Raw genomic sequence first — 26,048 nt, 5'->3', positions numbered from 1 at the left:
ATAGTGCGCATCAGGACTTCGTCGTTCCCTGATGCCCGTCACGGTGCGCACACTCCTCGCCCAGTGACGCCGGTCACGGGACCGGCGCCCGATCGAGGAGTGCCCGTGTCGGAACAGGTCACGACCCCTGCCCAGGTCGTCGCGGAGCCGCTGGCCGGCGAGGTCGCCGTCGACCCCGCCACCGGGCGCCCGGCCGGCCTCCCGCAGGCCCTGGTCCTGCTGCTGTCCAGCTGCCTCGGCGTGCTGGGGTCGGTGCTGCTGGCCCCTGTGCTGCCGCGCATCCAGGACGCCTTCGCCGGCACGCCGGGCGTCGAGGCCCTGACCCCGATCGTGCTCACCGCGCCGGCGCTGGTCATCGGCCTGACCGCGATGGTCGCCGGGCGGATCGTGGACCGGGTCGGCCGCAAGCGGCTGCTCGTCGGCGCCCTGGTCGCCTACGCCGTGGCCGGCACCGCGCCCCTGTGGCTCGACTCCCTCCAGCTCATCGTGGCCAGCCGCGTGCTGGTGGGGCTCACCGAAGCCGCGATCATGACCTGCTGCACCACGCTGCTCGGGGACTACTTCCACGGGTCGCAGCGGGAGCGCTACTTCGGCCTGCAGGTCGTGTTCACCACGGTCGCGGCGACCGTCTTCTTCGGCCTCGGCGGCGCCCTCGGCGCCCAGGACTGGCGCACGCCGTTCTGGCTGTACGCGGTCAGCCTGCCCCTGGCGGTGCTCGCCGCCAGGTACGTGTGGCAGCCGACGCCCGTCGCCCGGACCGAGCAGCTGCCGCCCATGCCGTGGCGCCGGCTCGCGGCGCCGGTCGGCGTCACCCTCTTCGGCGGCCTGGTCTTCTACGTGCTCATCGTCGAGCTGTCGTTCGTCCTGGACGGCATCGGGGTCGAGTCCACCGGGACCATCGGCGCGGTGAGCGCCATCGCCTCGCTGGGCACGGCGGTCGGCGGGTTCCTGTTCGCTCGGTTCGCCCCCCTGGGCCCCGCGGTCACCGTGCCGGCGGCCTTCGCCCTCTCCGGGGTCGGGCTCGTCGGGCTGGGCCTCGCCGGCTCGGTGCCGATGGTGGTCGCGTTCGCCGTGGTCACCGGGTTCGGCAACGGGCTGCTGCTGCCCTCGATGCTCAGCTGGGCGCTCGGGTCTCTGGGCTTCGAGCAGCGCGGCCGCGGCACTGGCGTCTGGACGTCGGCGATGTTCATCGGCCAGTTCGTCTGCCCGCTCGTCGTGCTGGGGCTCAGCGGGGCGATCAGCGGGCTGGGCTCGGCGTTGATGGTGATCGGCGCCCTCTCCGTCGTCGCGGCGGTCGGTGTGCGCGTGGCCCGGCCGACCGCGGCCGCGGACCCGGCGCTCGCCCACTGACGGCTCCGGTCTCCGGTCCCCGGCCGGCCACGCTCCCCCGGGGGCGTGGCCGGCCGGTCCGCGTCCCGGGTTCGTGGCGGGGAGCGGGGCGGAGCCGTCGCACCGGGCGGTTGACCGGTCGCGGGGACGCGATCACGATGGCCGGGCCCACCACGGCTCGGGCCGATCCGCAGCGCGCCGGTCCCTGAGGACGGGGAGACCATGAGCGACACGGGAACGATCACGGTGCCCCACCTCGGCACCTCGACCATCGGCTACCGGTTCGGCAAGGACTACGACCCGTCGCTCCCGACGCTGGTCCTGGTCAACTCGTTCAGCACGTCCGTCGAGCTGTACCGCCCCCAGTTCGCGGACGAGAGGCTCGCCGCGACGGCCAACCTGCTGGCCCTGGAGCCGTACGGGCACGGCCGCACCCGCGCCTCGTACGAGCAGTTCACCTACTGGGACTCGGCCATCGCCGACCTGCAGGTGCTCGACGCACTCGGCATCCCCGAGGCGTTCGTCCTGGGCACGTCGCAGGGCGGATGGGTGGCGGCCCGCATGGCGGTGCTCGCCCCCGGCGCGGTGAGGGGCATCATCCCGCTCGGCACCTCGATGGACGCGGAGAGCCAGCGCAGCCGGGACCTGGGGTGCTGGGACGGGATCGGCTTCTGCACCCCGGCGATCGACGCACTGGCCGAGAGCGTCGGCGAGGACTGGGTGATCCCCGTCGAGCTCGTGGACGCGGTCCTCGCGGAGGGGCTCGGCGAGGACGTCCCGCCGGAGGAGCGCGCGTTCTGGCACGCGCAGCACCAGCAGAACTACACCGGCGACGCGGGGCGTGCGCGTCTGCGGATCAGCAGCATCAACCTGCGGGACCGTGACGGCCTCCACGGCCGGCTGGACGGTGTGCGGTGTCCGGTCCTCTGGATGCACGGCACCGCGGACCCGGTCTACTCCGTCGCCAACGCCGAGGACGAGATCAGGCTCTTCGTCAACAGCCCCGCGGCCGAGCTCCGGGTCGTCGAGGGCGGCCGGCACTTCCTGAGCGCCTCGGACCCCGACGCCGTGAACGCGGCGACGGCCGAGTTCATCGACCGCTGGAAGTAGCAGGTCCCCGATCGGCCTGGGAACAGGGAACAGCCCGTCCGGACGTCGTCCGGACGGGCTGTTCGCTGTTCTGCGCGGGTTCAGGCGGCGCGCTGCACCGGCTGGCTCGTCGGTGCCGGCGAGATCCACCGCATCTCCATGTGTCGACGACCGGAGCCGTCCACCACGGACACCCAACGGCACTGCGGACAGTCAGTACGCATCTCAGCCACCTCTCGTTCACCTGTTGTTCACCTTCTGTCCCGCAGCGGTACACGTCATCCCCGACAGGGGAAACGTGACCTTTTCGTTATCGGAACCGCTCGGACGGGGTGTGCCCGGGGCGGCGTGTTCCGGCCGGCGCCCACGGGAGGGACCGGCGCACCTGGTCGGCCTGTCGCTGCCGTCGTCGGTGCACCCGCCCGGGTCCGACCGCGCCCCACCACCCGCGGCTGCTCGCCGACGTGCGCGCGTTCCTCGCCCGGCGCCTGCGCTGAGCGCTACAGCCAGCCCAGCACCGAGGCGCCGATGCCGACGTGCAGCACCGCGCCGGGCACCACCCCGACGGCCGTGCCGAGCGCGTGCGGCCACCGGCGCACGCTGGACAGCCCGGCCGCGTAGCTGACGATCCAGAACGGCACCGGGCTGACCCGCGCGGCGAGCACGGCGAGGAAGCCGCGGTCGCGGAACAGCCGGTCGGCGCGCGCCAGCCGCCGGCCGGTGAACCGGGCGACGGCGTCCCGGCCCAGGTGGCGGGCCACCGTGAACCCGCCCAGGCCGCCGAGCCAGCCGGCGGCGACCGCCACCGCCAGCCCCGCCGGGAAGCCGGCCGCGGCGCCGAGCAGCACCGACAGCGCCGTCCGCGGCACCGGCGTCATCAGCGCCCCGGCGCAGCCCAGGACGACGGCGGCCCACCCGAGCGGCCCCGCGTCGTGCAGCCAGCCGCGCAGCGCCGGGACGCCGGGCCGGTCGACGGTCAGCGCGAGGACGACGGCGCCGGCCAGCACCAGCCCCAGGACGACGAGCCGCCGCCGGCCGCTGGCAGGCTGCCCGCCGTGCGCATCGAGCGGATCGACCCCGTCACCGACGAGGCCCGTGCCCGGGAGCTGCTCGCCGTCCAGGTCGCCGCCTACGCCGTCGAGGCCGCGCTGATCGGCGACGACCGGATCCCGCCGCTGCGCGAGGACCTCGTCGGCCTCCGCAGCGCGGGCCTGTCCTGGCTCGGCGCGCTCGACGGCGACGGCCGGCTCGCCGGGGCCGTCGCCTGGACCGAGGACGGTGCCCTCCTCGACGTCGAGCGGCTGGTCGTCGCCCCCGCCGCCGCCCGGCGCGGGATCGGGACGGCGCTGGTGCGGGCCCTGCTCGCCCGGGCAGACGGGCGTCCCGCCGTCGTCGCCACCGGCCGGGCCAACGCCCCCGCCCGGGCGCTCTACGAGCGGCTCGGGTTCGTCCCGACCGGGGAGCGGGAGGTGCTGCCGGGGCTCTGGGTCACGGCCTACCGCCATGCCGGCTGACAGCCCCGGGAGCATCGCAGCGAGGTACGAGCGAGGAGCGGACGGGGGCGCGGAAGCCGGCTGACGTGCATGCGGGGTGAGCGTCAGGCGTCCACGACGATCGGGATGACCATCGGGCGGCGCCGGTAGGTCTTGTCCGCCCAGCCCGAGACGGCGCGGCCGATCAGCTGCTCGAGCTGGACCCCGCCGCCGACCCCCTCCTCGGCCGCCCTCGCCAGCGCCTTCTCGATGACCGGGATCGCCGTCTCGAACGTCGCCTCGTCGTGCACGAACCCGCGGGCGAGGAAGTCCGGCTCCTCGGCCAGCTGCCCGGTGTCGGCGTCCACGATCGCCACCACGGTGATGACACCCTCCTGGGCCAGCGTGCGCCGGTCGCGCAGGTGCGCCTCGGTGGCGCCGCCGACGGTGGTGCCGTCGACGTAGACGTTGCCGGCCGGGACCTTGCCGGTGATCCGCACCTTGCCGTCGACCAGGTCGACCACGACACCGTCCTCGGCGATGACCACCCCGCGCGGGTGCACGCCGGTCTTGACCGCGATGTCGCCGTTGGCCCGCAGGTGCCGCCACTCGCCGTGCACCGGCATGACGTTGCGCGGCCGGACGACGTTGTAGCAGTAGGCCAGCTCGCCGGCGCTGGCGTGGCCGGAGACGTGCACCTTGGCGTTGCCCTTGTGGACGACGTTCGCGCCCCACCGGGTGAGCTCGTTGATCACCCGGTAGACGGCGTTCTCGTTGCCGGGGATGAGCGAGCTGGCCAGCAGGACGGTGTCGCCCTCGGTGATGCGGATGACGTGGTCGCGGTTGGCCATCCGCGACAGCGCCGCCATCGGCTCGCCCTGCGACCCGGTGCAGATCAGGCACACCTGGTCGGCGGGCAGCTTCTCCAGCTCTCGCATGTCAACGAGCAGCCCGGGCGGCACCGACAGGTAGCCCAGGTCCCGCGCGATGCCCATGTTGCGCACCATGGAGCGTCCCACGAACGCCACCTTGCGGCCGTGCGCGTGCGCGACGTCGAGGATCTGCTGGATGCGGTGCACGTGGCTGGCGAAGCTGGACACGATGACCCGCTTGGGCGCGGTCCGGAACACCGTCTCGATCGCCGGCACCAGCTCACCCTCGGACGTGGTGAACCCGGGGACCTCGGCGTTGGTCGAGTCGGTCAGGAACAGCGAGACCCCCTCCTCGCCGAGCCGGGCGAAGGCGCGCAGGTCGGTGATCCGCCGGTCGAGGGGGAACTGGTCCATCTTGAAGTCGCCGGTGTGCAGCACCATCCCGGCGGGCGTGCGGATCGCCACGGCGAGCGCGTCGGGGATCGAGTGGTTCACCGCGACGAACTCGCAGTCGAACGGACCGAACGACAGCCGGTCGCCCTCGCTCACCTGGCGGGTCGTCGGCCGGATGCGGTGCTCCTTGAGCTTGGCGTCGACGAAGGCCAGCGTGAGCCGGGAGCCGATCAGCGGGATGTCACGCCGCTCGCGCAGCAGGTAGGGCACCCCGCCGATGTGGTCCTCGTGCCCGTGGGTGAGGACGATCGCCTCGACGTCGTCCATCCGGTCCCGGATCGAGGTGAAGTCCGGGAGGATCACGTCGACCCCCGGCTGGTGCTCCTCGGGGAACAGCACGCCGCAGTCGACGATCAGCAGCCGGCCCCCGTGCTCGAAGACGGTCATGTTGCGGCCGATCTCGCCCAGGCCGCCGAGGGCCACCACCCGCAGGCCGCCGTCGGGCAGCGGCGGGGGCGTGCGTAGGTCCGGGTGCGCGTGGCTCATGCCATAACGCTACGGCGACGCCCTCCGTGCGGCCGCGCACCCTCGGGCCGGTTGGATGGGTCCGTGGCGGAGGGCTGGCTGGTCAGGGAGGCCACGCAGGCGGACGCGGGCGGGTGCGCCGAGGTCTACGCGCCCTACGTGCGGGACACCGCCATCTCCTTCGAGACCGAGCCGCCCGACGCCGCGGAGATGGGCTCGCGCATCGCGGCCGCCCTGCGCACGCACGCCTGGGTGGTGCTCGAGGACGCCGGCCGGGTCACCGGTTACGCCTACGGCGGCCCGTTCATGACCCGACCGGCCTACCGCTGGTCGACGTCGGTGAGCGTCTACACCGAGCGAGGGCGCCGCCGACCGGGCGCCGGGCGGGCGCTCTACACCGCCCTGTTCGACCGGCTCGCCGCCCGCGGCCTCCGGATGGCCCTCGCCGGCATCGTGCTGCCCAACGACGCCAGCGCCGGCCTGCACGCCGCGCTGGGGTTCACGCCGTGCGGCACCTACCGCCGGGTCGGCTGGAAACTCGGCCGCTGGCACGACGTCGCCTGGAGCCAACGGCCCCTCCGCGACGGGGCGGACGACGACGGCGAGCCCGAGCCGCCGCGCTGACGGCGGTCGGGGTCGCCGCGCTCAGCGTGCGGCGGAGCGCCCGGCGCCGGGTCCGAGCGCGCGGTCGGCGGCGGCCGCCAGCTCGGCGACCACCTCCCCGGCCGGCCGGACGGCGGTCACCTCGCCCACGCCCTCGCCGGCGTACAGCGCCATCGCCTCGACCGTCCCGGAGACCGCGGTGACGGGTGGCAGGCCCGCGCCGCGGGGGAGCGGCACCTCCTCACCGCGGACCCGGACGGTGCCGACGACGTCACCGGGGAACCGGCCGACCCGCTCCACGGCGGTGCGCAGCACCCGGGCGCGGGGACTGGTCGCGCACAGCGGGCACTGCGTGGCGAAGGCGCCGGTCACCACGGTCGAGCCCGGGCCGGCGCCGAGCACCGCCCGCTTGTAGTCGCGGTGGGCGGCCGACTCCTCGGTGGCGAGGAAGAGCGTGCCGATCCGGGCGCCGTCCGCCCCCGCGGCCAGCACCGCCGCCAGCGCACGCCCGGTCGCGATGCCGCCGGCGGCCAGGACCGGGACCGCGACGGCCTCGAGGACGTCCTCGAGGAGGGGCCGCAGCGGCCGGTCGCCGCGGATGTGCCCGCCCGCCTCGACGCCCTGGACGGTGACCACGTCGCACCCCGCGTCCTCGGCGGCCCGCGCCTCGTCCAGCGAGCCGACCTGCCAGCCGACGAGCGCTCCGGCGGCGTGCACCTGCTCCACCAGCCGCGGGCGCGGCGCCAGCCAGAAGAAGTCGACCAACCGGACGCGTTCGGCGGCGGCCGCGACGACGTCCTCGTCGACGTCCTCGGTCGGGAGGTTGACCGAGAGGACGCCGGAGGTGCGGGCGCGCACCTCCTCGATCGCGCGGAGGACCTGGTCGGCGGTCATGCCGAGCGCGCCGAGCGTGCCGACGGCGCCGGCCTCGGCCACCGCCGCGACCAGGGCGGGCCCGGCCACCGCACCCATCGGCGCCTGCTGCACCGGGACGGAGCAGCCGGTCAGCTCGGTGAACCGGGTGGACACCATGGCGCCTCCTCGCGCTGCGCCGCGGGACCGACCGTCGCGCTCCCCGCGCAGGGCGTCAAGGGCCCTTCGTCGCCGGTGGACACCGGCCGGTGCGGGCGCGGATACTAGGACGTCCAACTAATTCGGCGGGGCGACGTCGCCCCGCCGGAGACCAGGGAGTGGCATGCCCGCCCAGCCGTCCGACCTGCACGTCCCCGTCCACCCGGTCCGGTTCGTGACCGCGGCCAGCCTCTTCGACGGGCACGACGCGGCGATCAACGTGATGCGGCGGCTGCTGCAGAGCCAGGGGGCGGAGGTGGTCCACCTCGGCCACGACCGCAGCGTCGACAGCGCCGTCCGGGCGGCGCTGGAGGAGGACGTGCAGGGGGTGGCGATCTCCTCCTACCAGGGCGGCCACGTCGAGTACTTCACCTACCTGGTCGAGCGGCTGGCCGAGGCCGGTGCGGGGCACGTCCAGGTGTTCGGCGGCGGCGGGGGCGTGATCGTGCCCGAGGAGATCGCGCTGCTCCGCGAGCGCGGGGTGCGCATCTTCTCCCCGGAGGACGGCGCCCGGCTGGGCCTGCCCGGGATGGTCAACGAGCTGGTCCGCGCGTGCGACGTCGACCTCACGGCGCACCGCCCCGACGTCGACGCGCTGCTCACCGGCGAGCCGGCGGCGCTGGCCCGGGCGATCACCGTGCTCGAGGCCGGGCGCGACCCGGAGCTGGCCGGGCGGGTGCGGGAGGCCGCCGCGGCGCGGACCGTGCCGGTGCTGGGCATCACCGGCACCGGTGGGTCGGGCAAGTCCTCGCTCACCGACGAGCTGCTGCGCCGGCTGCGGCTGGACCAGGAGGACAAGCTGCGGGTCGCCGTCCTCGCCATCGACCCGACGCGGCGCCGCGGCGGCGGTGCGCTGCTCGGGGACCGGATCCGGATGAACGCCCTGGAGACCGGCGAGGGGGCGCACACCTTCTTCCGCTCGCTGGCCACCCGGTCGGCCGGGGCGGAGACGCCCGAGCACCTCGACGACGTGCTGTGCGCCGTCAAGGCGGCCGGGTTCGACCTGGTCGTCGTCGAGACGCCGGGCATCGGTCAGGGCGACGCCGGGATCGTCCCGTTCTCCGACGTGGCGCTGTACGTGATGACGCCGGAGTTCGGCGCCGCCTCGCAGCTGGAGAAGATCGACATGCTCGACTTCGCCGACGCCGTGGCCATCAACAAGTTCGAGCGGCGGGGAGCCGAGGACGCCCGCCGCGACGTGGCCCGGCAGATGCTGCGCAACCGGGAGGCCTTCGGCCAGCCGTGGGAGCAGATGCCGGTCTTCGGCACCAGTGCCGCCCGGTTCAACGACGACGGGGTGACGGCGCTCTACCAGCACCTGCTCGGCCTGCTCGCGGAGAAGGGCCTGCCGGTCGGGTCCGGCGTGCTGCCGCGGGTCGACGTCATGGCGTCGAGCGGCCTGTCCAGCGTGGTGCCGGCCCAGCGGTCGCGGTACCTGGCCGAGGTGGCCGAGGCCGTGCGCGCCCACCACGGGCGCACCGAGGAGCAGGCCGACGTCGTCCGGCGGCGGCAGTCGCTGCGGACCACCGCGGACCTGCTGGGGGAGGACCCGGCCGCGCAGCGGGTGCGGGAGCTGCTGGAGGCCGCCGACGCCGAGCTGCTCCCCGAGGTCCGGTCGCTGCTGGAGGAGTGGCCATCCCGCGTCGAGGACTACTCCGGCGACGAGTACGTCTACACCGTGCGCGGCCGGGAGATCCGCACACCGCTGACCCGCGAGACGCTGTCGGGCAACCCGGTGCGCCGGGTGGCGCTGCCCCGCACCACCGACGAGGCCGACCTGCTGCGCTTCCTGCGGCGGGAGAACCTGCCCGGGTTCTACCCGTTCACCGCCGGCGTCTTCCCGTTCAAGCGGGCCGGCGAGGCGCCGGCGCGGATGTTCGCCGGCGAGGGCGACGCGTTCCGCACCAACCGCCGGTTCCAGCTCCTGTCGGCGGGCAACCAGGCCACCCGGCTGTCGACGGCGTTCGACTCGGTCACCCTCTACGGGCGTGACCCGGACCCGCGGCCGGACGTCTACGGCAAGGTCGGCACCTCCGGGGTCTCCATCGCCACGCTGGACGACATGGAGGTCCTCTACTCCGGCTTCGACCTCTGCGCGCCGACGACGTCGGTGTCGATGACGATCAACGGCCCGGCGCCGACCATCCTCGCGATGTTCCTCAACACCGCGATCGACCAGCGGCTGGACGCCTTCCGCGCCGAGGAGGGCCGCGAGCCGGACGCGGCCGAGGCCGAGGAGATCCGGGCCTGGGTGCTGGCCACCGTCCGTGGCACGGTGCAGGCCGACATCCTCAAGGAGGACCAGGGCCAGAACACCTGCATCTTCTCCACCGAGTTCTCGCTGCGGTGCATGGCCGACATCCAGGAGTGGTTCATCGAGCACGGGGTGCGCAACTTCTACTCGGTGTCGATCTCCGGATACCACATCGCCGAGGCCGGGGCGAACCCCATCAGCCAGCTGGCCTTCACCCTCGCCAACGGGTTCACCTACGTGGAGTCCTACCTGGCCCGCGGGATGGCCATCGACGACTTCGCACCGAACCTGTCGTTCTTCTTCTCCAACGGCATGGACGCCGAGTACTCGGTCATCGGCAGGGTCGCCCGCCGCATCTGGGCGGTCGCCATGAAGGAGCGCTACGGGGCGAACAGCCGGTCGCAGCAGCTGAAGTACCACGTGCAGACCTCGGGCCGGTCGCTGCACGCCCAGGAGATGGACTTCAACGACATCCGGACGACGTTGCAGGCCCTCTGCGCGATCTACGACAACGCCAACAGCCTGCACACCAACGCCTACGACGAGGCGGTGACCACACCGTCGGAGCACTCGGTGCGCCGCGCCCTGGCCATCCAGATGATCATCGACAAGGAGTGGGGGCTGGCCGGCAACGAGAACCCGCTGCAGGGCTCGTTCGTCATCGACGAGCTCACCGACCTGGTCGAGGAGGCGGTGCTGGCCGAGTTCGACCGGATCGCCGAGCGCGGGGGAGTGCTCGGCGCCATGGAGACCGGCTACCAGCGCGGCAAGATCCAGGACGAGTCGATGCTCTACGAGCACCGCAAGCACGACGGCAGCCTGCCGATCGTCGGGGTCAACACCTTCCTCGACCCGCACCGCGACGAGACCCCGCCCAAGCCGCTGGAGCTGGCGCGGGCGACCGAGGCGGAGAAGCAGTCGCAGCTCGCCCGGCTCGCCGACTTCCACGCCCGGCACGCCGACGAGGCGCCCGCCGCGCTGGCCCGCCTGCAGCAGGTGGCGATGGAGGGCGGCAACGTCTTCGCCGCGCTGATGGACGCCGTCCGGGTGTGCTCGCTGGGTCAGATCTCCGACGCCTTCTTCGAGGTGGGCGGGCAGTACCGCCGCAACGTGTAGAAGGACCCCGTCCTCCTCACCCCTCGCACGCTCGGGGTGAGCCTCGGGACGGGGCCGGAGGAGCGGATGTGCTGACAGATGACCTCGGGACGCCGGTCGACCTGCCGCGGCCGCCGCGGCGGGTGGTCTCGCTGGTGCCCTCGCTCACCGAGGCGCTGGCGGCGACCGTGCCCGAGCGGCTGGTGGGCGCCACCGACTGGTGCACCCACCCCGCCGGCCTCGACGTGACCCGGGTGCGGGGCACCAAGAACCCCGAGCGGGCCGCGATCGTGGCGCTGGGCCCCGACCTGGTGGTGGCCAATCGCGAGGAGAACCGCCGGCTCGACGTGGACCGGCTGCGCGCGGCCGGCGTCCCGGTGTGGGTCACCGTCATCGAGTCGGTCGACCAGGCGCTGGCCTCGATGCGCCGGCTGTTCGCCGAGGTCCTCGACGCCGGTGAGCCGGGCTGGCTGGCCGAGGCCGCCGCGGTCTGGGCCGAGCCGGCGCCGGGGAGCCGGCTGCGGGTCGCCGTCCCGGTCTGGCGGGACCCGTGGATGGTCGTCGGCCCGCGCACCTTCACCGGCGACGTCCTCGCCCGGCTCGGCCTGGTCAACGTCTTCGCCGACGCGGCCGACCGCTACCCGAAGGTGACGGTCGACGAGATCGCCGGCGCGGCGCCCCGCGTCGTCGTCCTCCCCGACGAGCCCTACCTCTTCACCGCGGACGACGGCCCGGAGGCGTTCCCCGGCACGCGGTGCGCGCTGGTCTCCGGCCGCGACCTCACCTGGTACGGCCCGTCCCTCGGCCCCGCCCGCGCGCGGCTGTCGGCGGCGATCCGCGGCTGACGGTCGCGCCGTGTCCGCATCGGAGGCGGCGCCGCTCGCACGACGTCCCCGTGGGGACGTCCACGCGGTGCGCGGTCCCGTCCGGGCAGATGTCGATGCCACGGACTCGGCCACGCCGCGGGCGTGCTGCTCGACCTGCGCCGGGTCGAGCACGTCGAGTTGCGCGACGGTCGCCCGGTCGCCGGTGCTTGTGATGCGGTCGGCGACCGGCTGCAGGCGGGTGGCGGTGCGGCCGGCGAGGTGGCCGCGGGCGCCTACGGCGGCGAAGGCTGGGCCACGGCCGAGCCGGTCGGTCGGCCCCCGCCGTGGACGATCGCTGTCTCCCGTTCGAGCCGCACGGAGGTGCCCTCTCGGGACGCGGAGGGACGTGGCGGTGGACTCAGTCGCGGGCCCGGGAGCCGAGTGTCACGGGCCGGCGCTCCCTGTCTGCGGCTGTGCTGTGGGGGCGATCGCGGGACCGCCGCGAGCGCGCGGGCGGTGGCGACTCGGCAGCTCTCCAGGGCCGCGTCGAGGGTGATGTCGTCCACCCCGGCGAGCGCCCGGCTGACCGCACACCCGGCCTTGGCGGCCCGAGCGGCCTGCTCGAACCCCGTGGCGTCGAGGCCCTCGACCTCGCCGCGGACGGTCAGGGCGATTCTCGTGATGGTCGGCGCGCCGTCCCTCTGACCGAGGGTCACGTCGGCGGAGACCTCCAGCGACTGAGGCGTGCCACCGGCTCTGGCGATCTCGTGGGCCAGCGCCATCGACAAGCACGACGAGTGAGCTGCCGCGACCAGCTCCTCGGGACTCGTGGTGCCGTCGGCGTCGTCGGCCGTGCGCCTGGGCAAGGAGACGTCGAAGGTGCCCACCTCGGAGCTGCTGAGCTCGACCTGGCCGGACCCCTCCTGCAGGGTGCCGTTCCAGGCGGTACGGGCGGTGCGGACGACCATGGGGCTCCTCCTCGGCTCGGGACGGCCGCGCCGAACGGGCGGCCGCGTAGTCGTCCAGTCGTTCGGGGGGCCATCCGCCGCGCTCGGATCCGCCGCTGCGGTCCTCGCCCGGCGCACCGACCCCCTTGCACCACTCCGTCGACGGGGACGGACGTGGGGTGATGAATTGCGAGGTCGCGGCTGCTCCCTCGATGGCTCCGTCGTCCCGACGGACCGGACCGCGCCGATGTCGGCGCCCGCGCTGCGCTCGACCCGCATCGCGGCGGAGGCTGGGTGGGCGACCGGCTCATCGGATGAGGACGCCGTCCGCGCGGCTGACCTGCCACATGTGGCCGTCGGGATCGGTGAACGCGCCGGCGTAGGCGTCCGGACTCCGAACAGCCGCGGAGTCGTCATCCGCAGGGGCGGGGCCCCACGTCTGGCTCTCGGCGGCGTAGACGATGTCGCCGCCGGCGTCCTGCGCGCGGCGCATCAGCTCGTCGACCTGGGCATCGGTGGCCAGCCCGATCACGACCAGGCACTCGTGCGCACTCCGGGGTGATCGGCGCCGACGACCGATCACCCAGCCGAAGCCGACCGCCGGGATCAGCATCACGCGCAGGCCGACGCTGATCTCGAACTGCAGGGGCTCGGGGAGGCCGTCGTCCCCCGGCTCACCGACTGCCACGAACCCGAGGGCGCTGTAGAAGGCGTGTGACACCGATCGATCGCGAATGGGCAGGCACACGGTTGCGCGGTCGAGTTCCACCATGCCCCCTCGGGACGGATCGGGCTGCCTCAGTACCGACCCGACAGGCTCCCGAGAGTCATCGCTCGAGGGCACAGCCGGCGCCGGCGGTCGCTCTCGCTGCACGCCGACGGAGGGCTGCGACGTCCCACGGACCGCCGCCACGTGCGCCGCCGCGACACCACCGCTCGATCGCCCGCAACGGCCGCGATGCCGTCCTCCTCCGGGCACCTGCTCAGGGCCGCGTTCCCGTGGAGCGTGCAAGGGGCGGCTTGACGACGTTCCCGCGGGAACGTCAGCACGCAGGTGGCGCAGGAGCCCGACAGTTGCACGTCCGCGAGGGGCCCGTCCACGGACGTGCACGAGGAACTCGGGAGGTCACCATTCGTCGAGGATGCGCTGTGCCGCGGCCAGTAGCCGGCCGTCCTCGACGGCCGCTGCGATGGTCCCATCGGCGAACCGCTCGCCACGGACGAACATGGTGACCAGACGGACGGCATCCGCTACCGGCGCGCGTCGCACCGCCGCGGCGTCCGGGTACCGGCGACCGCCCTGCCAGTGCATCCGGTCGAACCTGGTGACGGCGTGTGCTCGACCGAGCGCCGTGACGAGCTCGTCCACCGCGGGGTGGTGGACGGGGAACGGCAGCTGGATGACACCGTCGGCGTTCGGCGCTCCGCCGTGCCACTCGGCCAAGGGTGGAGGCGCATGCCGGACGGCCTCCACGGCCGCTCGCAGTCGAGCCCGATCCCGAGCCCCGGCGGTTCGGAGCCCACCGATCACGTGCGCGTCATCGGCGTCCCCGCTGCCCGGCGACCCCTCGGCCTGGAAGGCGACCACGGCGCCAGTGTCTCCGAAGCCGCCCTCAGGGCGAGTTGACGACGCTGTCCTTGAGCGGCTCACCGGGGGACACGCTTCGAGGCTGAGGGAGTTGCGGGGCGCAAGCGGCTGGGCGACAGGTGGTGGCGAGGCCCAGGTGCCGTGGAGCGGCTGCATCTGCCGGCTCACGATCAGGACCGATGCGGGAGTGCACGGGGTGCTGACAGCGCCTTTCGCTCTGAGTCGGGCGCCTTCCGAGAGACAGCCGCCTCGACCTCCCGCGAGCTCGCGGACGAGACAGTCGCCATCACCGCCGAGCAAGATGGTCAGACGCTGGGCTGTCTCGTGACCAGCCGGTCGACCGCGGTCTGCACTCTCGGGCGGCCGTCCAGACCGGCGGACGAGGCGACGTCACGCAGGGGCGCCGAGCGGCGGGTGCTCGAGCACGCGGGGCTTGTACTCGACCAGCTGGATGCGGCCGTCGAAGGTGCGGTGCTCGATCATCTCGAGGGCGACGTCCGGATAGCCGTCGTAGATGCGTTCTGCGCCCGTGGCCCCGGTGATCACCGGGAACATCCCGACCCGGAAGCGGTCGACGAGTCCGGCTCGTAGCAGGGACCGGCACAGGCTGAGGCTGCCGATCGTGCTGAGGAGCCCCGAGCCACTCGACTTCATGGCGCGGACCACCTCGACGGCGTCGTCGCGGACGAGCGTGGAGTTGGCCCACGTCAGTGGCTCCTCGAGTGAGGAGGAGAACACCACCTTGGACGCTCGCGTGAGCTCGTCGACGGACGCCTCTTCTTCGGGCCTGAACTCGTCTTGGCCATCCGGGAGCTCGCCGGCGGCGAAGCCCGACATCAGGCGGTAGGTGTTCGCTCCCATCAGGTAGGTGGCCTCGGGCTGCTCGCCGAGCCATGCGAGGTACTCCGGGCCCTCGAGGCCCCAGAACCCGGGCCATCCCTCTCCCGATGCGTAGCCGTCGAGGGAGGTGATGAAGTCGACGAGAAGCTCCGACATGGCGGTCTCCTTTCCTCGGGTGTCACGAGCTTGGACCGGCCGGCAGCCACGAACTCATTGGCCGCGCTGTGGGGTGACGAGGAGACCCATGACGCTGCAACGTCCCACGTTCCAGCAGCTGGGTCTGGACATGGAGCAGGTGAGGGTCCGCATCGGCGACGACGAGATCCTGGTGTCGTGGCAGCCTCCTGATCGGCCGCCGGATGGCCAGCGTCAGGGCGCCGAAGGCATGTGCGGCACCGACAGTGGCGAGGTCAGCGTCGTCAGTCGCGACGGGCGGTGCTGGAAGTGCCCCGCCGGTCGACCTGAGACTGGGCCGGAGCTCCCGTCGCCCTGAGCCGCCCGCTGTGGGACGCCGCTGCTACAAGACTCCATCCGTCCCGTTGGTGTCACCCTCAGGGCGAGGTCGCCCCGTCCCGCGCCGCAGCCGCAAGGTGGCAGTCCACCACTCCCTGAGCGACCCCATGTGGAGGTCGTACCAGGGATGCCAGTCGGGGTTCGCCGGTCGTGGCAATCCCCGCCCGAAGGGATGAGCGACTTCGACGACGCTCTGTGCCTGGAGCCGCCTTCTGGGACACCTCCTCAACTGGTGCCGGAATCGACCTCGGTCGTTCCTCACCACGTTCCCGGCGGTCGGTCGAACGCCCCTGGGCGGTCTGCTACCGGAGGGAGTGTCCCCGTCGCAGCCTCACCCAGCTGACGAGGGCGAGGGCCGCGCTCACGGCTGCCAGGGCGACCCACACCCAACCCAGGACCGTGTCGCCGCGGCGGAGGTGGGTCATCGCCACGCCTGCGCTGAGCAGCACGAAGAGCAGGGAGAAGACGAGTCGGGTGCGCCACCGCCGAGACGCCTCCGCCCTCTCCATCCCCCTGACGGTATCGGCGACCACCGGTCACGGCCTGGACGGCGTCCGGCGCCGGCGTAGCCATCCGCAACGGCGCGCCCGACCCCGAGCAGACGGCATCCGGGTGCCGATGAGTCCCGCGGCCGGTGAGGGTCTCCCTGACATGGATCTCGAGCCCGTCCGCGCCGTGCTGCAGCGGCAGGTCGGCAGCGGCCGGCTGCCCGGCTTCGTCGCCGCGGTGCGCCACCGCGGCGAGACCGAGGTGCTCACCGGCGGGACGACCGCGGTCGGCGGGGCGGCGCCGATGCGGGAGGACACCCTGTTCCGGCTGGCCTCGGTGACCAAGCCCTTCGCCGGGGCCCTGACCCTCGCCCTGGTCGAGGACGGCGTCCTCGGCCTCGACGACCCGGTGGAGCGCTGGCTGCCCGAGCTCGCGTCGCCGCGGGTGCTGCGCGACCGCTCCGGCCCCCTGTCGGACACCGTGCCCGCCGAGCGGCCGATCACCGTGCGGCACCTGCTCACCAACACCCCCGGGTTCGGCGGCCTCTGGGACGGCAGCCCGCTGGACCGCGCCATCGAGGAGCGCGAGATCGGCCCGGGGCCCTGGTCGCCGCCCGTGGCGCCGGACGAGTACCTGCGCCGGCTCGCCGAGCTGCCCCTGGCCGCCCACCCCGGCGAGGTCTGGCTCTACCACCTGGCCAGCGACGTGCTCGGCGTCCTGCTGTCCCGTGCGACCGGGCGTCCGGTGACCGACCTGCTGGCCGAGCGGGTCACCGGGCCCCTCGGCCTGGCCGACACCGCCTTCTGGACGCCGGACCCCGACCGGCTGGCCACCTGCTACCTGCCCACCGAGGACGGCCTCGAGGTGCTCGACGCGCCCGGCGGGTTCGGCCGGCCGCCGGCGTTCGAGGGTCTGGCCGCCGGCCTGGTGTCGACGGCGCCGGAGGTCGTGGCCTTCTACGCCGCGCTGGCCGACGGCGGCGCCCCGGTGCTGCCCGCCGCTGCGGTCGCCGCGATGACCGCCGACGCGCTGAGCGGCCCGCAGCGGGCGGCGGCTGCGGACTTCCTCGGCCCCGGCATCTCCTGGGGGTTGCAGGTCGGGGTCTGCGTCGAGGCCGCCCGCCCCTGGCAGACGCCCGGGCGGTGGGGCTGGGACGGCGGCACGGGCACCAGCGCCTGGGCCGACCCGGCGCGGGACCTGGTCGGGGTCCTGCTCACCCAGCGCCTCTACGGCGGCCCCGACGACGAGCCGGTCGAGTTCTGGCAGACCCTCTCCGCCTGCGTCTGACTCAGCTCGGCGGCCGGGTCCGGATCAGGTTCATCGCCACCATGCTCAGCGCGACCACGCCGTCCTGGTTGGCCAGCTCGATCCGCGTGCGCACCAGGCCCCGGTCGGGCTTGGACCGCGACAGCCGGGCCTCCTCGACGGTGACCCGCAGGGTCAGCTCGTCGCCGGGGCGCACCGGCGCGATCCAGCGCAGCTCGTCGACGCCGGGGGAGCCCAGGCTGGAGACGGGGGAGAGGTACTCGTCGGCGAACAGCCGCATCATCAGCGCGCAGGTGTGCCAGCCGCTGGCGATCAGCCCGCCGAACGGGCCGGCCGCGGCGGCAGTCGCGTCGACGTGGAAGGGCTGCGGGTCGAAGCGCCGGCCGAAGTCGACGACGTCGGCCTCCTCCACCCGCAGCGGGCCGAACTCCGCCGTCGTCCCGGGCACGTAGTCCTCGAACCAGTGCTCGCCGGTCCGGTGTGGGCTGCTCACCGGCCCGAACGTAGTGCCCGGTGGTCGTCGTCACAGGTTGCTAGCGTGACCGGCGTGCAGCCCCCTCCCGGCCCCCTCGCCGGCATCCGCGTCGTCGAGCTGGCCGGGCTGGGGCCGGCGCCCTTCGCCTGCATGCTGCTGGCCGAGCTCGGTGCCGACGTCGTGCGGGTGGACCGGCCCGGTGGCGGCACGCAGCTGGTCTCCCCGGCCAAGGAGGCGCTGCACCGCAGCCGGCCGTCGATCGCCGTCGACCTGAAGAGCCCGGCCGGCCGCGACGTCGTCCTCCGGCTCGTCGAGTCCGCCGACGTGCTGGTCGAGGGGCTGCGGCCCGGCGTCACCGAGCGGCTCGGCGTCGGCCCCGACGACTGCGCCGCGCGCAACCCGCGGCTGGTCTACGCGCGCATGACCGGCTGGGGCCAGGACGGGCCGCTCGCCGCCCGCGCCGGCCACGACATCAACTACCTCGGCCTCACCGGCGCCCTGCACGCCATCGGGCCGGCGGACAAGCCGGTCCCGCCGCTCAACATCGGCGCGGACTTCGGCGGCGGCGCCATGTTCCTGGTCGTCGGTGTCCTCGCCGCGCTGCTGGAGCGCGGGACGAGCGGGCGGGGGCAGGTCGTCGACGCCGCGATGGTGGACGGCGCCAGCGCGCTGGTCACGATGGTCTACGGGATGCTCGGCGCCGGCCTGTGGCAGGACCGGCGCGCGGTCAACCTGCTCGACGGCGGGGCGCCGTTCTACGACACCTACGCCTGCGCCGACGGCCGGCACGTGGCGGTCGGCGCCATCGAGCCGCAGTTCTACGCCCAGTTCCTGCACGGCCTCGGCTTCGACGGCGACCTGCCCGGCGGCCAGTACGACGTCGACCGGTGGCCCGAGCAGCGGCAGCGGATCGCCGAGGTCTTCGCCACCCGGACCCGCGACGAGTGGACGGCGGTCTTCGAGGGCACCGACGCCTGCGTCACCCCGGTCCTCGGGCTCACCGAGGCCCCGGCGCACCCGCACCTGGCCGCCCGCGGCACCTTCACCGACCGCGACGGCTCCCCGCAGCCGGCCCCCGCCCCGCGCTTCTCCCGGACGCCGGGCGCGGTCCGCGGCGCCCCTCGGGCACCGGGGCAGGACACCCGGACGGCGCTGGCGGCGTGGGGCTTCTCGGCGGACGAGGTCGACCGGCTGCTGGAGGCCGGCGCGGTGGTCCAGGCCGACTGACCGAGAACCCCGAGCACGAGGAGCCCCGGTGACGGACGAGGTACTGGTCGAGCGGCGCGAGGCCGTGCAGGTGATCACTCTCAACCGGCCGGAGGCGCGCAACGCGCTGACCCGGGCCGTCGCGGAGGCGGTGGCCGCGGCCGTCGACGAGCTCGACGCGTCCGACGAGCTGCGGGTCGGCGTGCTGACCGGCGCCGGGGGCACCTTCTCGGCCGGTATGGACCTCAAGGCGTTCCTGCGCGGGGAGACCCCGGCGATCGAGGGCCGCGGGTTGTGCGGCATCACCCGGACCCCGCCGCGCAAGCCGCTGATCGGTGCGGTCGAGGGCTGGGCGCTGGCCGGGGGCTTCGAGCTGCTGCTCGCCTGCGACCTCGTGGTCGCCGCCGAGACCGCGCGCTTCGGCGTCCCGGAGGTGAAGCGCTCGCTGGTGGCCGCCGGGGGCGCCGCGCTGCAGCTGCCAAAGCGGCTGCCGCTGCCCCTGGCGCTGGAGATGCTCCTGACCGGCGACCCGATCGACGCGGCCCGCGCCGCCGCCGTCGGCCTGGTCAACCGGCTGACCCAGGAGGGCGGCGCGCTCGACGGGGCGCTCGCGCTGGCCGCGACCATCGCGGCGAACGGGCCCCTCGCCGTGGCCGCGACCAAGCAGATCGCCCGGGGCAGCGCCGACTGGACCTCCGAGGAGGGCTGGGCGCGGCAGGACGAGCTGGTCGCCCCGGTGTTCACCAGCGAGGACGCCCGGGAGGGCTCGGCCGCCTTCGCGGAGAAGCGCCCGCCGGTCTGGCGGGGGCGCTGAGCGGGTGGTCCTCCGCCTGCCGGGAGCCCGCTCGGAGGACCCGGGCGCGCGGTGGTAGACCGGTCCGGAGCAGTTCCGCGTCCGGAGGTCCGGCGCGCCGGACGAGGGGGACCATGAGCGCGGAGACCACGCCGGACGCCGGGGCCGTCCCCGGGCCGGCGGCGGCCCCGGCACCGCTCGGCGCGCTGGGCATCCTGCGCATCGGCGGCTTCCTGGTGCTCTACCTCAACGCCGCGGCGGTGTTCATCGGCGTCATGGCCCAGGCCATCGCCCGCAGCTGGCTGGCCTTCCAGCTCACCGGCTCCAACGCCGCACTCGGCGGGGTGCTGCTCTCCTTCGGCGTCGCGCTGCTCGTCGCCACGCCGTGGGGCGGGGTGGCCGCCGACCGGCTGCCCAAACGCCTCGTGCTGCAGGCCTCGGTCCTGCTCCTGGCCACCTCCAGCGCCTGGATCGGCCTGGCCATCGTCTTCGACGTCATCGCCTACTGGATGCTGCTCGGCGCCGGCGTGCTCCAGGCCGTCGGGTTCGCGCTGTTCAACCCCGCCCGGATGGCGTTCCTCGCCGAGCTGGTGCCGCGCGGCTCGCTGCCGCAGGCGGTCTCGCTGCTGCTGGTCAACACCGAGGTCAGCCGGGTGGTCGGCCCGGCGCTGGCCGGGGTGGTGATCGGCGCGGTGACGTGGGGGACCGCGGCGATCTTCCTGGCCAGCGCGGTCCTCGCCACGATCGGCGTCCTGCTCACGGCGGCGCTGCCGCCGGGCCGCCGTCGCGGGGAGGCGCCGGACCGCTCACCGCTCGGGGAGCTGGCCGACGGGGTGCGCTACGTCCGCCGGCACCCGGAGCTGTCCGCGCTGACCTGGTGCGGCATCGGCGTGACGATGTGCGGGATGCCCTACCTGGCCTTCATGCCGACCATCGCCAGCGACCTGTTCGGGCTGGGCTCGGTCGGCTACGGCGTCCTGTCCGCCACGTCGGCCGTCGGCGGGGTCAGCGCCGGGCTGCTGCTGGGCCGCCGCTCCTCGCGGACGGGGGAGACGCGGGTGTTCGCGCTGTCGGGTGCCCTGTTCGGCCTGGCGATCTGCGGGCTGGCCGTGGCGCCCAGCGCCTGGGTCGCCGTCGTCGTCCTGCTCCTGCTGGGCGGGGCGATGCTGGCCTTCCAGACGACCAACCAGTCCCAGCTGCTGAGCCTCTCGGACATGGAGTACCACGGGCGCGTGCAGGGGCTGATCATGTTGAGCTTCGGCGCCTTCGGCATCGCCGCCCTGCCCCTCGGGCTGCTCGCCGACCTCGTCGGCCTGCGCGTCACGCTGGCCGCGATGGGCGGTGGCGTGCTGCTGTTCGTGCTGCTGTTCGCACTGGTCAGCCGCAGGCGGGTGGCCGCGGCCACCCGCCTGCGCGACCTGGGCTGAGGCCGGCTCAGCCGCGCCAGTCGACCCCGGGGATCGTCGCGCTCCAGGACTCCGCGATCCGGCCGCCCTCCACCCGGTGCACCACCAGCCAGGTGACCACCGACGTCTCCCCGGTGTCGAGGTTGACCCCCGTCGTCGTGGCGCGGGTCCACACCCGGTCGTCAGCGGCCACCTGGTCGTCGATCGTGGTCGCCGCGTCGTGCAGCAGCTGCCAGGAGGCGCTGACCTCGCGCGAGAAGTCGGCGCGGCTCAGCGAGCGCGTGCCGGCGGACGAGTGCCGGACGTAGGGCTCGGCGATCAGCTCCTCGATCACGCCGAGGTCCCGCCGGTTCCACAGCCCGTCCCAGTACCGCCGCACGATCGCCGTCGCCGCCTGCGCGTCCACGAGGGTCCCTCAGTCCACGACCACCCGGCCGGGCGGGAGCAGGGGCTCACGCCGGAGCTCGGTGCGGGCCACCGAGCGCAGGTGCACCTCGTCGGGACCGTCGAACAGCCGCATCGCGCGGTGCCAGGCGTACATGGCCGCCAGCGGCGTCACGTCGGTCATCCCCGCGCCGCCGTGCACCTGGATCGCCCGGTCGATGACCCGGGTGGCCGCCCGGGGGACGGCGACCTTGGCCATGGCCACGAGGTCCTTGGCGGCCTTGTTGCCCTCGGTGTCGATCACCTGGCACGCGCGGTGGCACAGCAGCCGGGCCTGCTCGATCTCCAGCCGCGACTCGGCGACCTGCTGCTGGACGACGCCCTGGTCGGCCAGCGGCCCCCCGAAGGCCACCCGCTGCTGGGCCCGCTGCACCAGCAGCGCCAGGGCGCGCTCGGCCGCGCCGAGGGCCCGCATGCAGTGGTGGATCCGGCCCGGCCCCAGGCGCGCCTGGGCCGCGGCGAACCCGCCGCCCTCCTCGCCGACGACGTTGGACACCGGCACCCGCACGTCCTCGAAGCGGACCTGGGCGTGCCCGTGCTGGTCGTGGTGCCCCAACACCGGGTAGTCGCGGACGACGGTGAGGCCGGGGGTGTCCCGCGGCACGATCACCATCGTCTGCTGCCGGTGCGTCGGCGCCGACGGGTCGGTCTTGCCCATGAGGATGAACAGCGCGCAGCGCGGGTCCATCGCGCCGCTGGTCCACCACTTGCGGCCGTTGATGACGTACTCGTCACCGTCGCGCTCGACGCGGGTGCCGATGTTGGTCGCGTCGCTGCTGGCGACGTCGGGCTCGGTCATGGCGAACGCCGAGCGGATCTCCCCGTTCAGCAGCGGCTCGAGCCACTCCTTCTTCTGCTGCTCGGTGCCCAGCAGGTGCAGCAGCTCCATGTTGCCGGTGTCGGGGGCGGCCGAGTTGATCGCCTCGGGCGCGAGGTCCAGGCTCCAGCCCGACAGCTCGGCGATCGGCGCGTACTCGAGCTGGGTGAGGCCGGACTCCGCGGGCAGGAACAGGTTCCACAGGCCGCGCTCGCGGGCCTTGCGCTTGAGCTCCTCGACCACCGGCGGCACCTCGTGGCCGTCGGGCCCGGCCGCGCGGCGGTGCGCCTGGTACTCGGCCTCGGCGGGCAGCACCTCCTCCCGCATGAAGGCGAGCATGAGGTCGTACAGCTCCCGGGCGCGGGCCGAGGGGGCGGCCAGTTCGTTCGCGGTCATCAGGACCTCCAGTCGGGCCGTGCGGACGCTCCGCTAGCGACCGTAGGGACTCCCCGGCCCGCCCGCGCGGGGGCCCCCGCGTCAGCCCTGCGGATCCGCCGCTGCGGCGGCCTCGACGGCCCGCTCGGTGACGCCCAGGCCGGCGAGCAGCCCGGCGCCGCCCTCCGCCTCGAGCAGCGCCAGCAGCAGGTGCTCGGTGTCGACCGCGTCGTCGTCGCGGCGCGAGGCGATCGCGAAGGTGAGCTCCAGGGCCGAGCGGGCCGCGGCGTCGAAGGGCACGAAGTCGGGCACGTCGGCGGCCGGCGGGGAGAACGAGCCCGCCGCGGCGGCCCGCACGGCCTCGGCCGTGCGGCCGTCGGCGAGCAGCGCCCGAGCCGCGACGCCGTCGGGGTCGGCGAGCAGCCCCAGGACCAGGTGGGCGGTGCCGATCTCCGGGCTGCCGGCCGCCCGGGCCTCGTTCTGGGCCGCCACCACCGCGCCGCGGGCCCGGTCGGTGAACCGGCCGAAGCCCTCCTCGGGGTCCAGCGCCGACGAGCGGCCGGGGTCCCGGCCGACGAACCGCTTCTGCGCCGCCTGCCGGGTCACGCCCATGCTCCGCCCGATGTCGGACCACGAGGCACCCGACCGGCGGGCCTGGTCCACGAAGTGGCCGATGAGGGAGTCGGCGACCTCGCCGATGTGGTCGGCCAGGACCACCGCGCTGGTGAGCTGCCGGAGGACGTCGTCGTCGGCCCGCTGGATGGCCGCGATGAGGTCGTCGAGACGGACGGTGGACCGCAGTTGCACAGGAGGCGTCATGCGTCAACCGTAGGTTGACGCCGTCCGGGGTGTCAACACCAGGTTGACGCTCAGCCGGTCGCCTCCGCGGCCCGGGCCACGTCGAGGTGCGGCCGGGACTGCCACAGCGCCCACTCGGCGCTGATCTCGCCGGCCGTGCGGAGCAGCCGGGGCAGGTGCGCGGAGAGGAGGTGCTCGGTGGGGGTCTCCGCAGCGTGCACGGTGACGTTCATGGCCGCCCGGACCGCGCCGGACCCGTCGCGCACCGGGACGGCGACCGACCGGATGCCGGGGGCGAGCTCCTCGTCGGCCAGCGCCCAGCCGCGTGCCCGCACCTCGGTGAGCTCCGCGCGCAGCCGGTCGTCGTCCCGGCCGGGGGAGGACGGCAGGCCCGAGCGGCTCGGCCGGGCCAGCGCCGCGTCGAGCTCGGCGGGGGAGAGGGCCGCGAGGAGCACCTTGCCCTGGGAGGTCTGCCGGGCCGGGAAGCGGGTGCCGATCTCCACCCGGAGGGTGATCAGCTTGGGCACCGACACCCGGGCGACGTAGACGACGTCGGACCCGTCGAGCTGGGTCATCGACGAGGACTCCCCGGTGCTGGCGACCAGGCGGGCCAGGTGTGGGCGGGCGATGTCCCACAGCCCGAGCGCACCGACGTAGGCCATGCCCAGGGTGAGCACGCGCGGCGTCAGCGAGAACGCGTTGCCGGTCGAGCGGACGAAGCCCAGCTCCTCCAGGGTGAGCAGCAGCCGCCGGGCGGTGGGCCGGGCCAGGCCCGCCGCCGTCGCCACCTCGGAGAGGGTCATGCTGGGGTGGTCCGCGTCGAAGCAGGCCAGCACGTCGAGCCCCCGGGCCAGGGCCTCGACGAAGTCCGGCCCGGTACCTCGCCCCGCCATGCGGCGTCCTCCTGTCGTCCTGGCGCCGGCGCGTCGTCCGGCCGGTGTGCGGCGGGGGAGGCCCGGGTGACCGGACCTCCCCCGTGGACCCCTGTAGGGCCCCCGCCGTGCGTGGCGGGGCAGGGGGTCTTCGGTCAGCGGCCGAGCACCCGGTCCTCGGACCCCGACCGCTTCGACTCGTCCTTGAAGTCGGTGTACCGGTACGGGTTCTCGAGGATCTCCTGCTCTGCGGCGGGCTTGTCCGGGAACATGCCCGCGTTCCACGCCTCCTCGCCGAGCTCGGCGCGCAGGTGGTCGACGGTGGCCTCGACCTCGCGCCGGACCGCCGCCAGGTCGACGCCGACCAGCTCGTGGGCGTGCTTCACGACCCGGCCGTCGACGACGACCGTGTGCACGTCCGCGCGCTGGGCCTGGAAGGCGACGTGGCCGAGCGGGTTGAGCAGCGGGAAGGACACCGGCGACCGGTCGTTCTTGATCAGGACGACGTCGGCCTTCTTGCCCACCTCGAGGCTGCCGAGGTCGGCGTCCCGGCCGATGGTGTGCGCGCCGCCGCGGGTGGTCCACTCGACCACCTGCTGGGCCCGCAGCCGCAGGTGGGTGATGGTCTCGCCCTTGAGGTGGGCGTCCATGTGCTCGGCCATGCGGTCGGCGTTGAGCGTGGCCCGCATGGCGGAGAACATGTCGCCGCTCCACCAGACGCTGGTGTCCATCGAGAGCGACACCGGGATGCCGTACTGCATCACCTGGGCCGTGGGGGCGTGGCCCTGCCCGGCACTGCACTCGGACTCGGTGGCGACCGAGATCGAGCCCCCGGTCGCGGCGATCCGCTGGTAGCTGTCGGCGGTGAGGGTGGCGGCGTGCACGTAGGTCGTCTCGGGCGTCATGAACCCGTGCTCGTGCATCTGCTGGATGCCGGTGTCGTTGGTGGCGGCCCAGACGCCGGCGTGCGTGGTGACCGGGATGCCCATGTCGCGGGCGGCCTCGAAGGCGGCCTTCTCGGGGAAGGCCGGGTCGCCGGTGACGTCGAAGGCGATCTGCACGCCCATCATGTCGTCGCCCGCGTCGCGCAGCCGCTCCAGGAACGACCGGACGGCGGGGTCGGTGGTCCACTCCCACGGGCCCTGCTGGATGTTGCCGTAGGCCAGCACGAACCGGCCGGGGACCGAGCGCAGCGCCTCCAGCGCGGCCTCGCCGTGCTCCACCGACTGCAGGCCGTGGGACCAGTCGACGGTCGTGGTGACGCCGGCGTCGAGGGACTCGATGGCGGCCAGCCGGTTGCCGGCGGCGATGTCCTCGGGCCGGAACTTCTTGCCGTGCTCGAGGTAGTACCAGACGAAGTACTGGGTGAGTGTCCAGTCCGCGCCGTACCCCCGCATGGCGGTCTGCCACATGTGCCGGTGGGTGTCGATCATGCCGGGCATGACGATGCCGTCGCTGGCGTCGATCACCTGGGCGCCCTCGGGGGCCTCCAGGCCCGGGCCCACCGCGGCGATCCGGTCGTCGACGACGAGGACGTCGGCGTCGGGGAGCACCGTGCAGGCGTCGTCCATCGTGAGCACCGTGCCGCCGCGCAGGAGCAGGGGCCGGCCGGGCTGGGGGACGGCCCCGTCGTCGGAACTGGTCATGCGTCTCCTCCTCGAGACAGGCGACCGTCAGCGGACCTGCGTCCGTATACCGGTCAGTACATCG

25 protein-coding genes are annotated in these 26,048 nt (G+C 74.2%); 11 read left to right on the top strand and 14 right to left on the bottom strand.

All coding sequences use genetic code 11. The features are described 5' to 3' along the window. Positions 1–105 precede the first annotated feature (105 nt). Together ACI79C_RS08965 and ACI79C_RS08960 are read left to right on the top strand one after the other, a co-directional pair. Positions 106–1,350, top strand: a complete 1,245-nt coding sequence (locus ACI79C_RS08965) for an MFS transporter (RefSeq protein ID WP_456945288.1) — start codon at positions 106–108, stop codon at positions 1,348–1,350. A 201-nt stretch (positions 1,351–1,551) separates the two neighbouring features. Beyond that, complete coding sequence (locus tag ACI79C_RS08960) at positions 1,552–2,439, top strand: alpha/beta fold hydrolase (RefSeq protein ID WP_456945287.1); 888 nt, start codon at positions 1,552–1,554, stop codon at positions 2,437–2,439. 479 nt (positions 2,440–2,918) lie between these two features. On the opposite strand, the gene ACI79C_RS08955 is transcribed toward ACI79C_RS08960, so the two are convergent. Further along, on the bottom strand, positions 2,919–3,425 hold the full coding sequence (locus ACI79C_RS08955) for a TVP38/TMEM64 family protein (protein ID WP_456945286.1): 507 nt from the start codon (positions 3,423–3,425) through the stop codon (positions 2,919–2,921). 48 nt (positions 3,426–3,473) lie between these two features. Here ACI79C_RS08955 and ACI79C_RS08950 point away from each other — a divergent pair, with 48 nt between their 5' ends. Continuing rightward, on the top strand, positions 3,474–3,932 hold the full coding sequence (locus ACI79C_RS08950; RefSeq protein ID WP_456945285.1) for a GNAT family N-acetyltransferase: 459 nt from the start codon (positions 3,474–3,476) through the stop codon (positions 3,930–3,932). Between the two features lie 83 nt (positions 3,933–4,015). On the opposite strand, the gene ACI79C_RS08945 is transcribed toward ACI79C_RS08950, so the two are convergent. Beyond that, a complete protein-coding gene (locus ACI79C_RS08945) occupies positions 4,016–5,701 on the bottom strand; it encodes a ribonuclease J (RefSeq protein ID WP_456945284.1) in 1,686 nt (561 codons plus the stop codon). Between the two features lie 51 nt (positions 5,702–5,752). Between ACI79C_RS08945 and ACI79C_RS08940 the strand changes: the two genes are divergently transcribed. Then, the gene (locus ACI79C_RS08940; RefSeq protein WP_456945283.1) at positions 5,753–6,304 is read left to right on the top strand and encodes an N-acetyltransferase family protein; all 552 of its coding nucleotides are present in this window, start codon (positions 5,753–5,755) and stop codon (positions 6,302–6,304) included. 21 nt (positions 6,305–6,325) lie between these two features. On the opposite strand, the gene ACI79C_RS08935 is transcribed toward ACI79C_RS08940, so the two are convergent. Further along, positions 6,326–7,315 carry an NAD(P)H-dependent flavin oxidoreductase gene (locus ACI79C_RS08935; protein WP_456945282.1) on the bottom strand — a complete coding sequence of 330 codons (990 nt, stop codon included), beginning with the start codon at positions 7,313–7,315 and terminating at the stop codon, positions 6,326–6,328. 163 nt (positions 7,316–7,478) lie between these two features. Here ACI79C_RS08935 and icmF point away from each other — a divergent pair, with 163 nt between their 5' ends. After that, positions 7,479–10,724 carry a fused isobutyryl-CoA mutase/GTPase IcmF gene (gene icmF, locus ACI79C_RS08930; protein ID WP_456945281.1) on the top strand — a complete coding sequence of 1,082 codons (3,246 nt, stop codon included), beginning with the start codon at positions 7,479–7,481 and terminating at the stop codon, positions 10,722–10,724. A gap of 68 nt (positions 10,725–10,792) precedes the next feature. Further along, entirely contained in the window at positions 10,793–11,548 is a 756-nt protein-coding gene (locus ACI79C_RS08925) for a helical backbone metal receptor (RefSeq protein ID WP_456945280.1), read from the top strand. A 254-nt stretch (positions 11,549–11,802) separates the two neighbouring features. On the opposite strand, the gene ACI79C_RS08920 is transcribed toward ACI79C_RS08925, so the two are convergent. From ACI79C_RS08920 to ACI79C_RS08905, 4 genes are all read right to left on the bottom strand, one after another. Next, entirely contained in the window at positions 11,803–12,477 is a 675-nt protein-coding gene (locus tag ACI79C_RS08920; protein WP_456945279.1) for an OsmC family peroxiredoxin, read from the bottom strand. Between the two features lie 286 nt (positions 12,478–12,763). Beyond that, positions 12,764–13,177 carry a VOC family protein gene (locus ACI79C_RS08915; RefSeq protein ID WP_456945278.1) on the bottom strand — a complete coding sequence of 138 codons (414 nt, stop codon included), beginning with the start codon at positions 13,175–13,177 and terminating at the stop codon, positions 12,764–12,766. Between the two features lie 405 nt (positions 13,178–13,582). Next, the gene (locus ACI79C_RS08910) at positions 13,583–14,200 is read right to left on the bottom strand and encodes a DUF6508 domain-containing protein (protein ID WP_456945310.1); all 618 of its coding nucleotides are present in this window, start codon (positions 14,198–14,200) and stop codon (positions 13,583–13,585) included. Between the two features lie 234 nt (positions 14,201–14,434). Further along, entirely contained in the window at positions 14,435–15,040 is a 606-nt protein-coding gene (locus ACI79C_RS08905; protein ID WP_456945277.1) for a dihydrofolate reductase family protein, read from the bottom strand. 88 nt (positions 15,041–15,128) lie between these two features. On the opposite strand from ACI79C_RS08905, the gene ACI79C_RS08900 reads away from it, so the two are divergent. Continuing rightward, on the top strand, positions 15,129–15,377 hold the full coding sequence (locus ACI79C_RS08900) for a hypothetical protein (protein ID WP_456945276.1): 249 nt from the start codon (positions 15,129–15,131) through the stop codon (positions 15,375–15,377). 322 nt (positions 15,378–15,699) lie between these two features. On the opposite strand, the gene ACI79C_RS08895 is transcribed toward ACI79C_RS08900, so the two are convergent. After that, entirely contained in the window at positions 15,700–15,906 is a 207-nt protein-coding gene (locus ACI79C_RS08895) for a hypothetical protein (protein WP_456945275.1), read from the bottom strand. Positions 15,907–16,048: 142 nt separating this feature from the next. Here ACI79C_RS08895 and ACI79C_RS08890 point away from each other — a divergent pair, with 142 nt between their 5' ends. Then, positions 16,049–17,173, top strand: coding sequence for a serine hydrolase domain-containing protein (locus tag ACI79C_RS08890; protein WP_456945274.1), 1,125 nt, complete (start codon positions 16,049–16,051; stop codon positions 17,171–17,173). Between the two features lies 1 nt (position 17,174). Here ACI79C_RS08890 and ACI79C_RS08885 read toward each other — a convergent pair whose 3' ends face one another. Then, a complete protein-coding gene (locus ACI79C_RS08885) occupies positions 17,175–17,645 on the bottom strand; it encodes a MaoC family dehydratase (RefSeq protein WP_456945273.1) in 471 nt (156 codons plus the stop codon). Between the two features lie 54 nt (positions 17,646–17,699). Here ACI79C_RS08885 and ACI79C_RS08880 point away from each other — a divergent pair, with 54 nt between their 5' ends. The 3 genes from ACI79C_RS08880 (at position 17,700) to ACI79C_RS08870 (ending at position 21,053) form a co-directional block, all read left to right on the top strand. After that, positions 17,700–18,854: a CaiB/BaiF CoA transferase family protein gene (locus tag ACI79C_RS08880; protein ID WP_456945272.1), complete on the top strand. Its 1,155-nt coding sequence runs from the start codon at positions 17,700–17,702 to the stop codon at positions 18,852–18,854. A gap of 28 nt (positions 18,855–18,882) precedes the next feature. Further along, positions 18,883–19,647, top strand: a complete 765-nt coding sequence (locus ACI79C_RS08875) for a crotonase/enoyl-CoA hydratase family protein (RefSeq protein WP_456945271.1) — start codon at positions 18,883–18,885, stop codon at positions 19,645–19,647. Between the two features lie 113 nt (positions 19,648–19,760). Then, the gene (locus tag ACI79C_RS08870) at positions 19,761–21,053 is read left to right on the top strand and encodes an MFS transporter (RefSeq protein ID WP_456945270.1); all 1,293 of its coding nucleotides are present in this window, start codon (positions 19,761–19,763) and stop codon (positions 21,051–21,053) included. 7 nt (positions 21,054–21,060) lie between these two features. Here ACI79C_RS08870 and ACI79C_RS08865 read toward each other — a convergent pair whose 3' ends face one another. From ACI79C_RS08865 to ACI79C_RS08845, 5 genes are all read right to left on the bottom strand, one after another. Next, entirely contained in the window at positions 21,061–21,438 is a 378-nt protein-coding gene (locus ACI79C_RS08865) for an ester cyclase (RefSeq protein ID WP_456945269.1), read from the bottom strand. Between the two features lie 9 nt (positions 21,439–21,447). Continuing rightward, positions 21,448–22,689 (bottom strand): acyl-CoA dehydrogenase family protein, encoded by a 1,242-nt coding sequence (locus ACI79C_RS08860; RefSeq protein WP_456945268.1) that lies wholly within the window; start codon positions 22,687–22,689, stop codon positions 21,448–21,450. An 81-nt stretch (positions 22,690–22,770) separates the two neighbouring features. Further along, entirely contained in the window at positions 22,771–23,487 is a 717-nt protein-coding gene (locus ACI79C_RS08855) for a Clp protease N-terminal domain-containing protein (RefSeq protein ID WP_456945267.1), read from the bottom strand. Between the two features lie 50 nt (positions 23,488–23,537). After that, a complete protein-coding gene (locus tag ACI79C_RS08850) occupies positions 23,538–24,359 on the bottom strand; it encodes an IclR family transcriptional regulator domain-containing protein (RefSeq protein WP_456945266.1) in 822 nt (273 codons plus the stop codon). 134 nt (positions 24,360–24,493) lie between these two features. Further along, positions 24,494–25,984, bottom strand: coding sequence for an amidohydrolase family protein (locus ACI79C_RS08845; RefSeq protein ID WP_456945265.1), 1,491 nt, complete (start codon positions 25,982–25,984; stop codon positions 24,494–24,496). Between the last annotated feature and the right edge of the window lie 64 nt (positions 25,985–26,048).

It is taken from the genome of Geodermatophilus sp. SYSU D00697, from assembly GCF_054050175.1.
The sequence above is the reverse complement of the archived record's forward strand: the minus strand, read 5'-3'. Positions and strand labels throughout refer to the sequence as shown.

Excerpts from the sequence above, each read along its gene's own strand:
- ACI79C_RS08960 (WP_456945287.1), top strand. The coding sequence starts at position 1,552 with ATGAGCGACACGGGAACGATCACGGTGCCCCACCTCGGCACCTCGACC.
- ACI79C_RS08945 (WP_456945284.1), bottom strand. The coding sequence starts at position 5,701 with ATGAGCCACGCGCACCCGGACCTACGCACGCCCCCGCCGCTGCCCGAC.
- ACI79C_RS08935 (WP_456945282.1), bottom strand. The coding sequence starts at position 7,315 with ATGGTGTCCACCCGGTTCACCGAGCTGACCGGCTGCTCCGTCCCGGTG.
- icmF (WP_456945281.1), top strand. The coding sequence starts at position 7,479 with ATGCCCGCCCAGCCGTCCGACCTGCACGTCCCCGTCCACCCGGTCCGG.
- ACI79C_RS08920 (WP_456945279.1), bottom strand. The coding sequence starts at position 12,477 with ATGGTCGTCCGCACCGCCCGTACCGCCTGGAACGGCACCCTGCAGGAG.
- ACI79C_RS08910 (WP_456945310.1), bottom strand. The coding sequence starts at position 14,200 with ATGCAGCCGCTCCACGGCACCTGGGCCTCGCCACCACCTGTCGCCCAG.
- ACI79C_RS08905 (WP_456945277.1), bottom strand. The coding sequence starts at position 15,040 with ATGTCGGAGCTTCTCGTCGACTTCATCACCTCCCTCGACGGCTACGCA.
- ACI79C_RS08900 (WP_456945276.1), top strand. The coding sequence starts at position 15,129 with ATGACGCTGCAACGTCCCACGTTCCAGCAGCTGGGTCTGGACATGGAG.
- ACI79C_RS08895 (WP_456945275.1), bottom strand. The coding sequence starts at position 15,906 with ATGGAGAGGGCGGAGGCGTCTCGGCGGTGGCGCACCCGACTCGTCTTC.
- ACI79C_RS08890 (WP_456945274.1), top strand. The coding sequence starts at position 16,049 with ATGGATCTCGAGCCCGTCCGCGCCGTGCTGCAGCGGCAGGTCGGCAGC.
- ACI79C_RS08870 (WP_456945270.1), top strand. The coding sequence starts at position 19,761 with ATGAGCGCGGAGACCACGCCGGACGCCGGGGCCGTCCCCGGGCCGGCG.
- ACI79C_RS08860 (WP_456945268.1), bottom strand. The coding sequence starts at position 22,689 with ATGACCGCGAACGAACTGGCCGCCCCCTCGGCCCGCGCCCGGGAGCTG.
- ACI79C_RS08855 (WP_456945267.1), bottom strand. The coding sequence starts at position 23,487 with ATGACGCCTCCTGTGCAACTGCGGTCCACCGTCCGTCTCGACGACCTC.
- ACI79C_RS08850 (WP_456945266.1), bottom strand. The coding sequence starts at position 24,359 with ATGGCGGGGCGAGGTACCGGGCCGGACTTCGTCGAGGCCCTGGCCCGG.
- ACI79C_RS08845 (WP_456945265.1), bottom strand. The coding sequence starts at position 25,984 with ATGACCAGTTCCGACGACGGGGCCGTCCCCCAGCCCGGCCGGCCCCTG.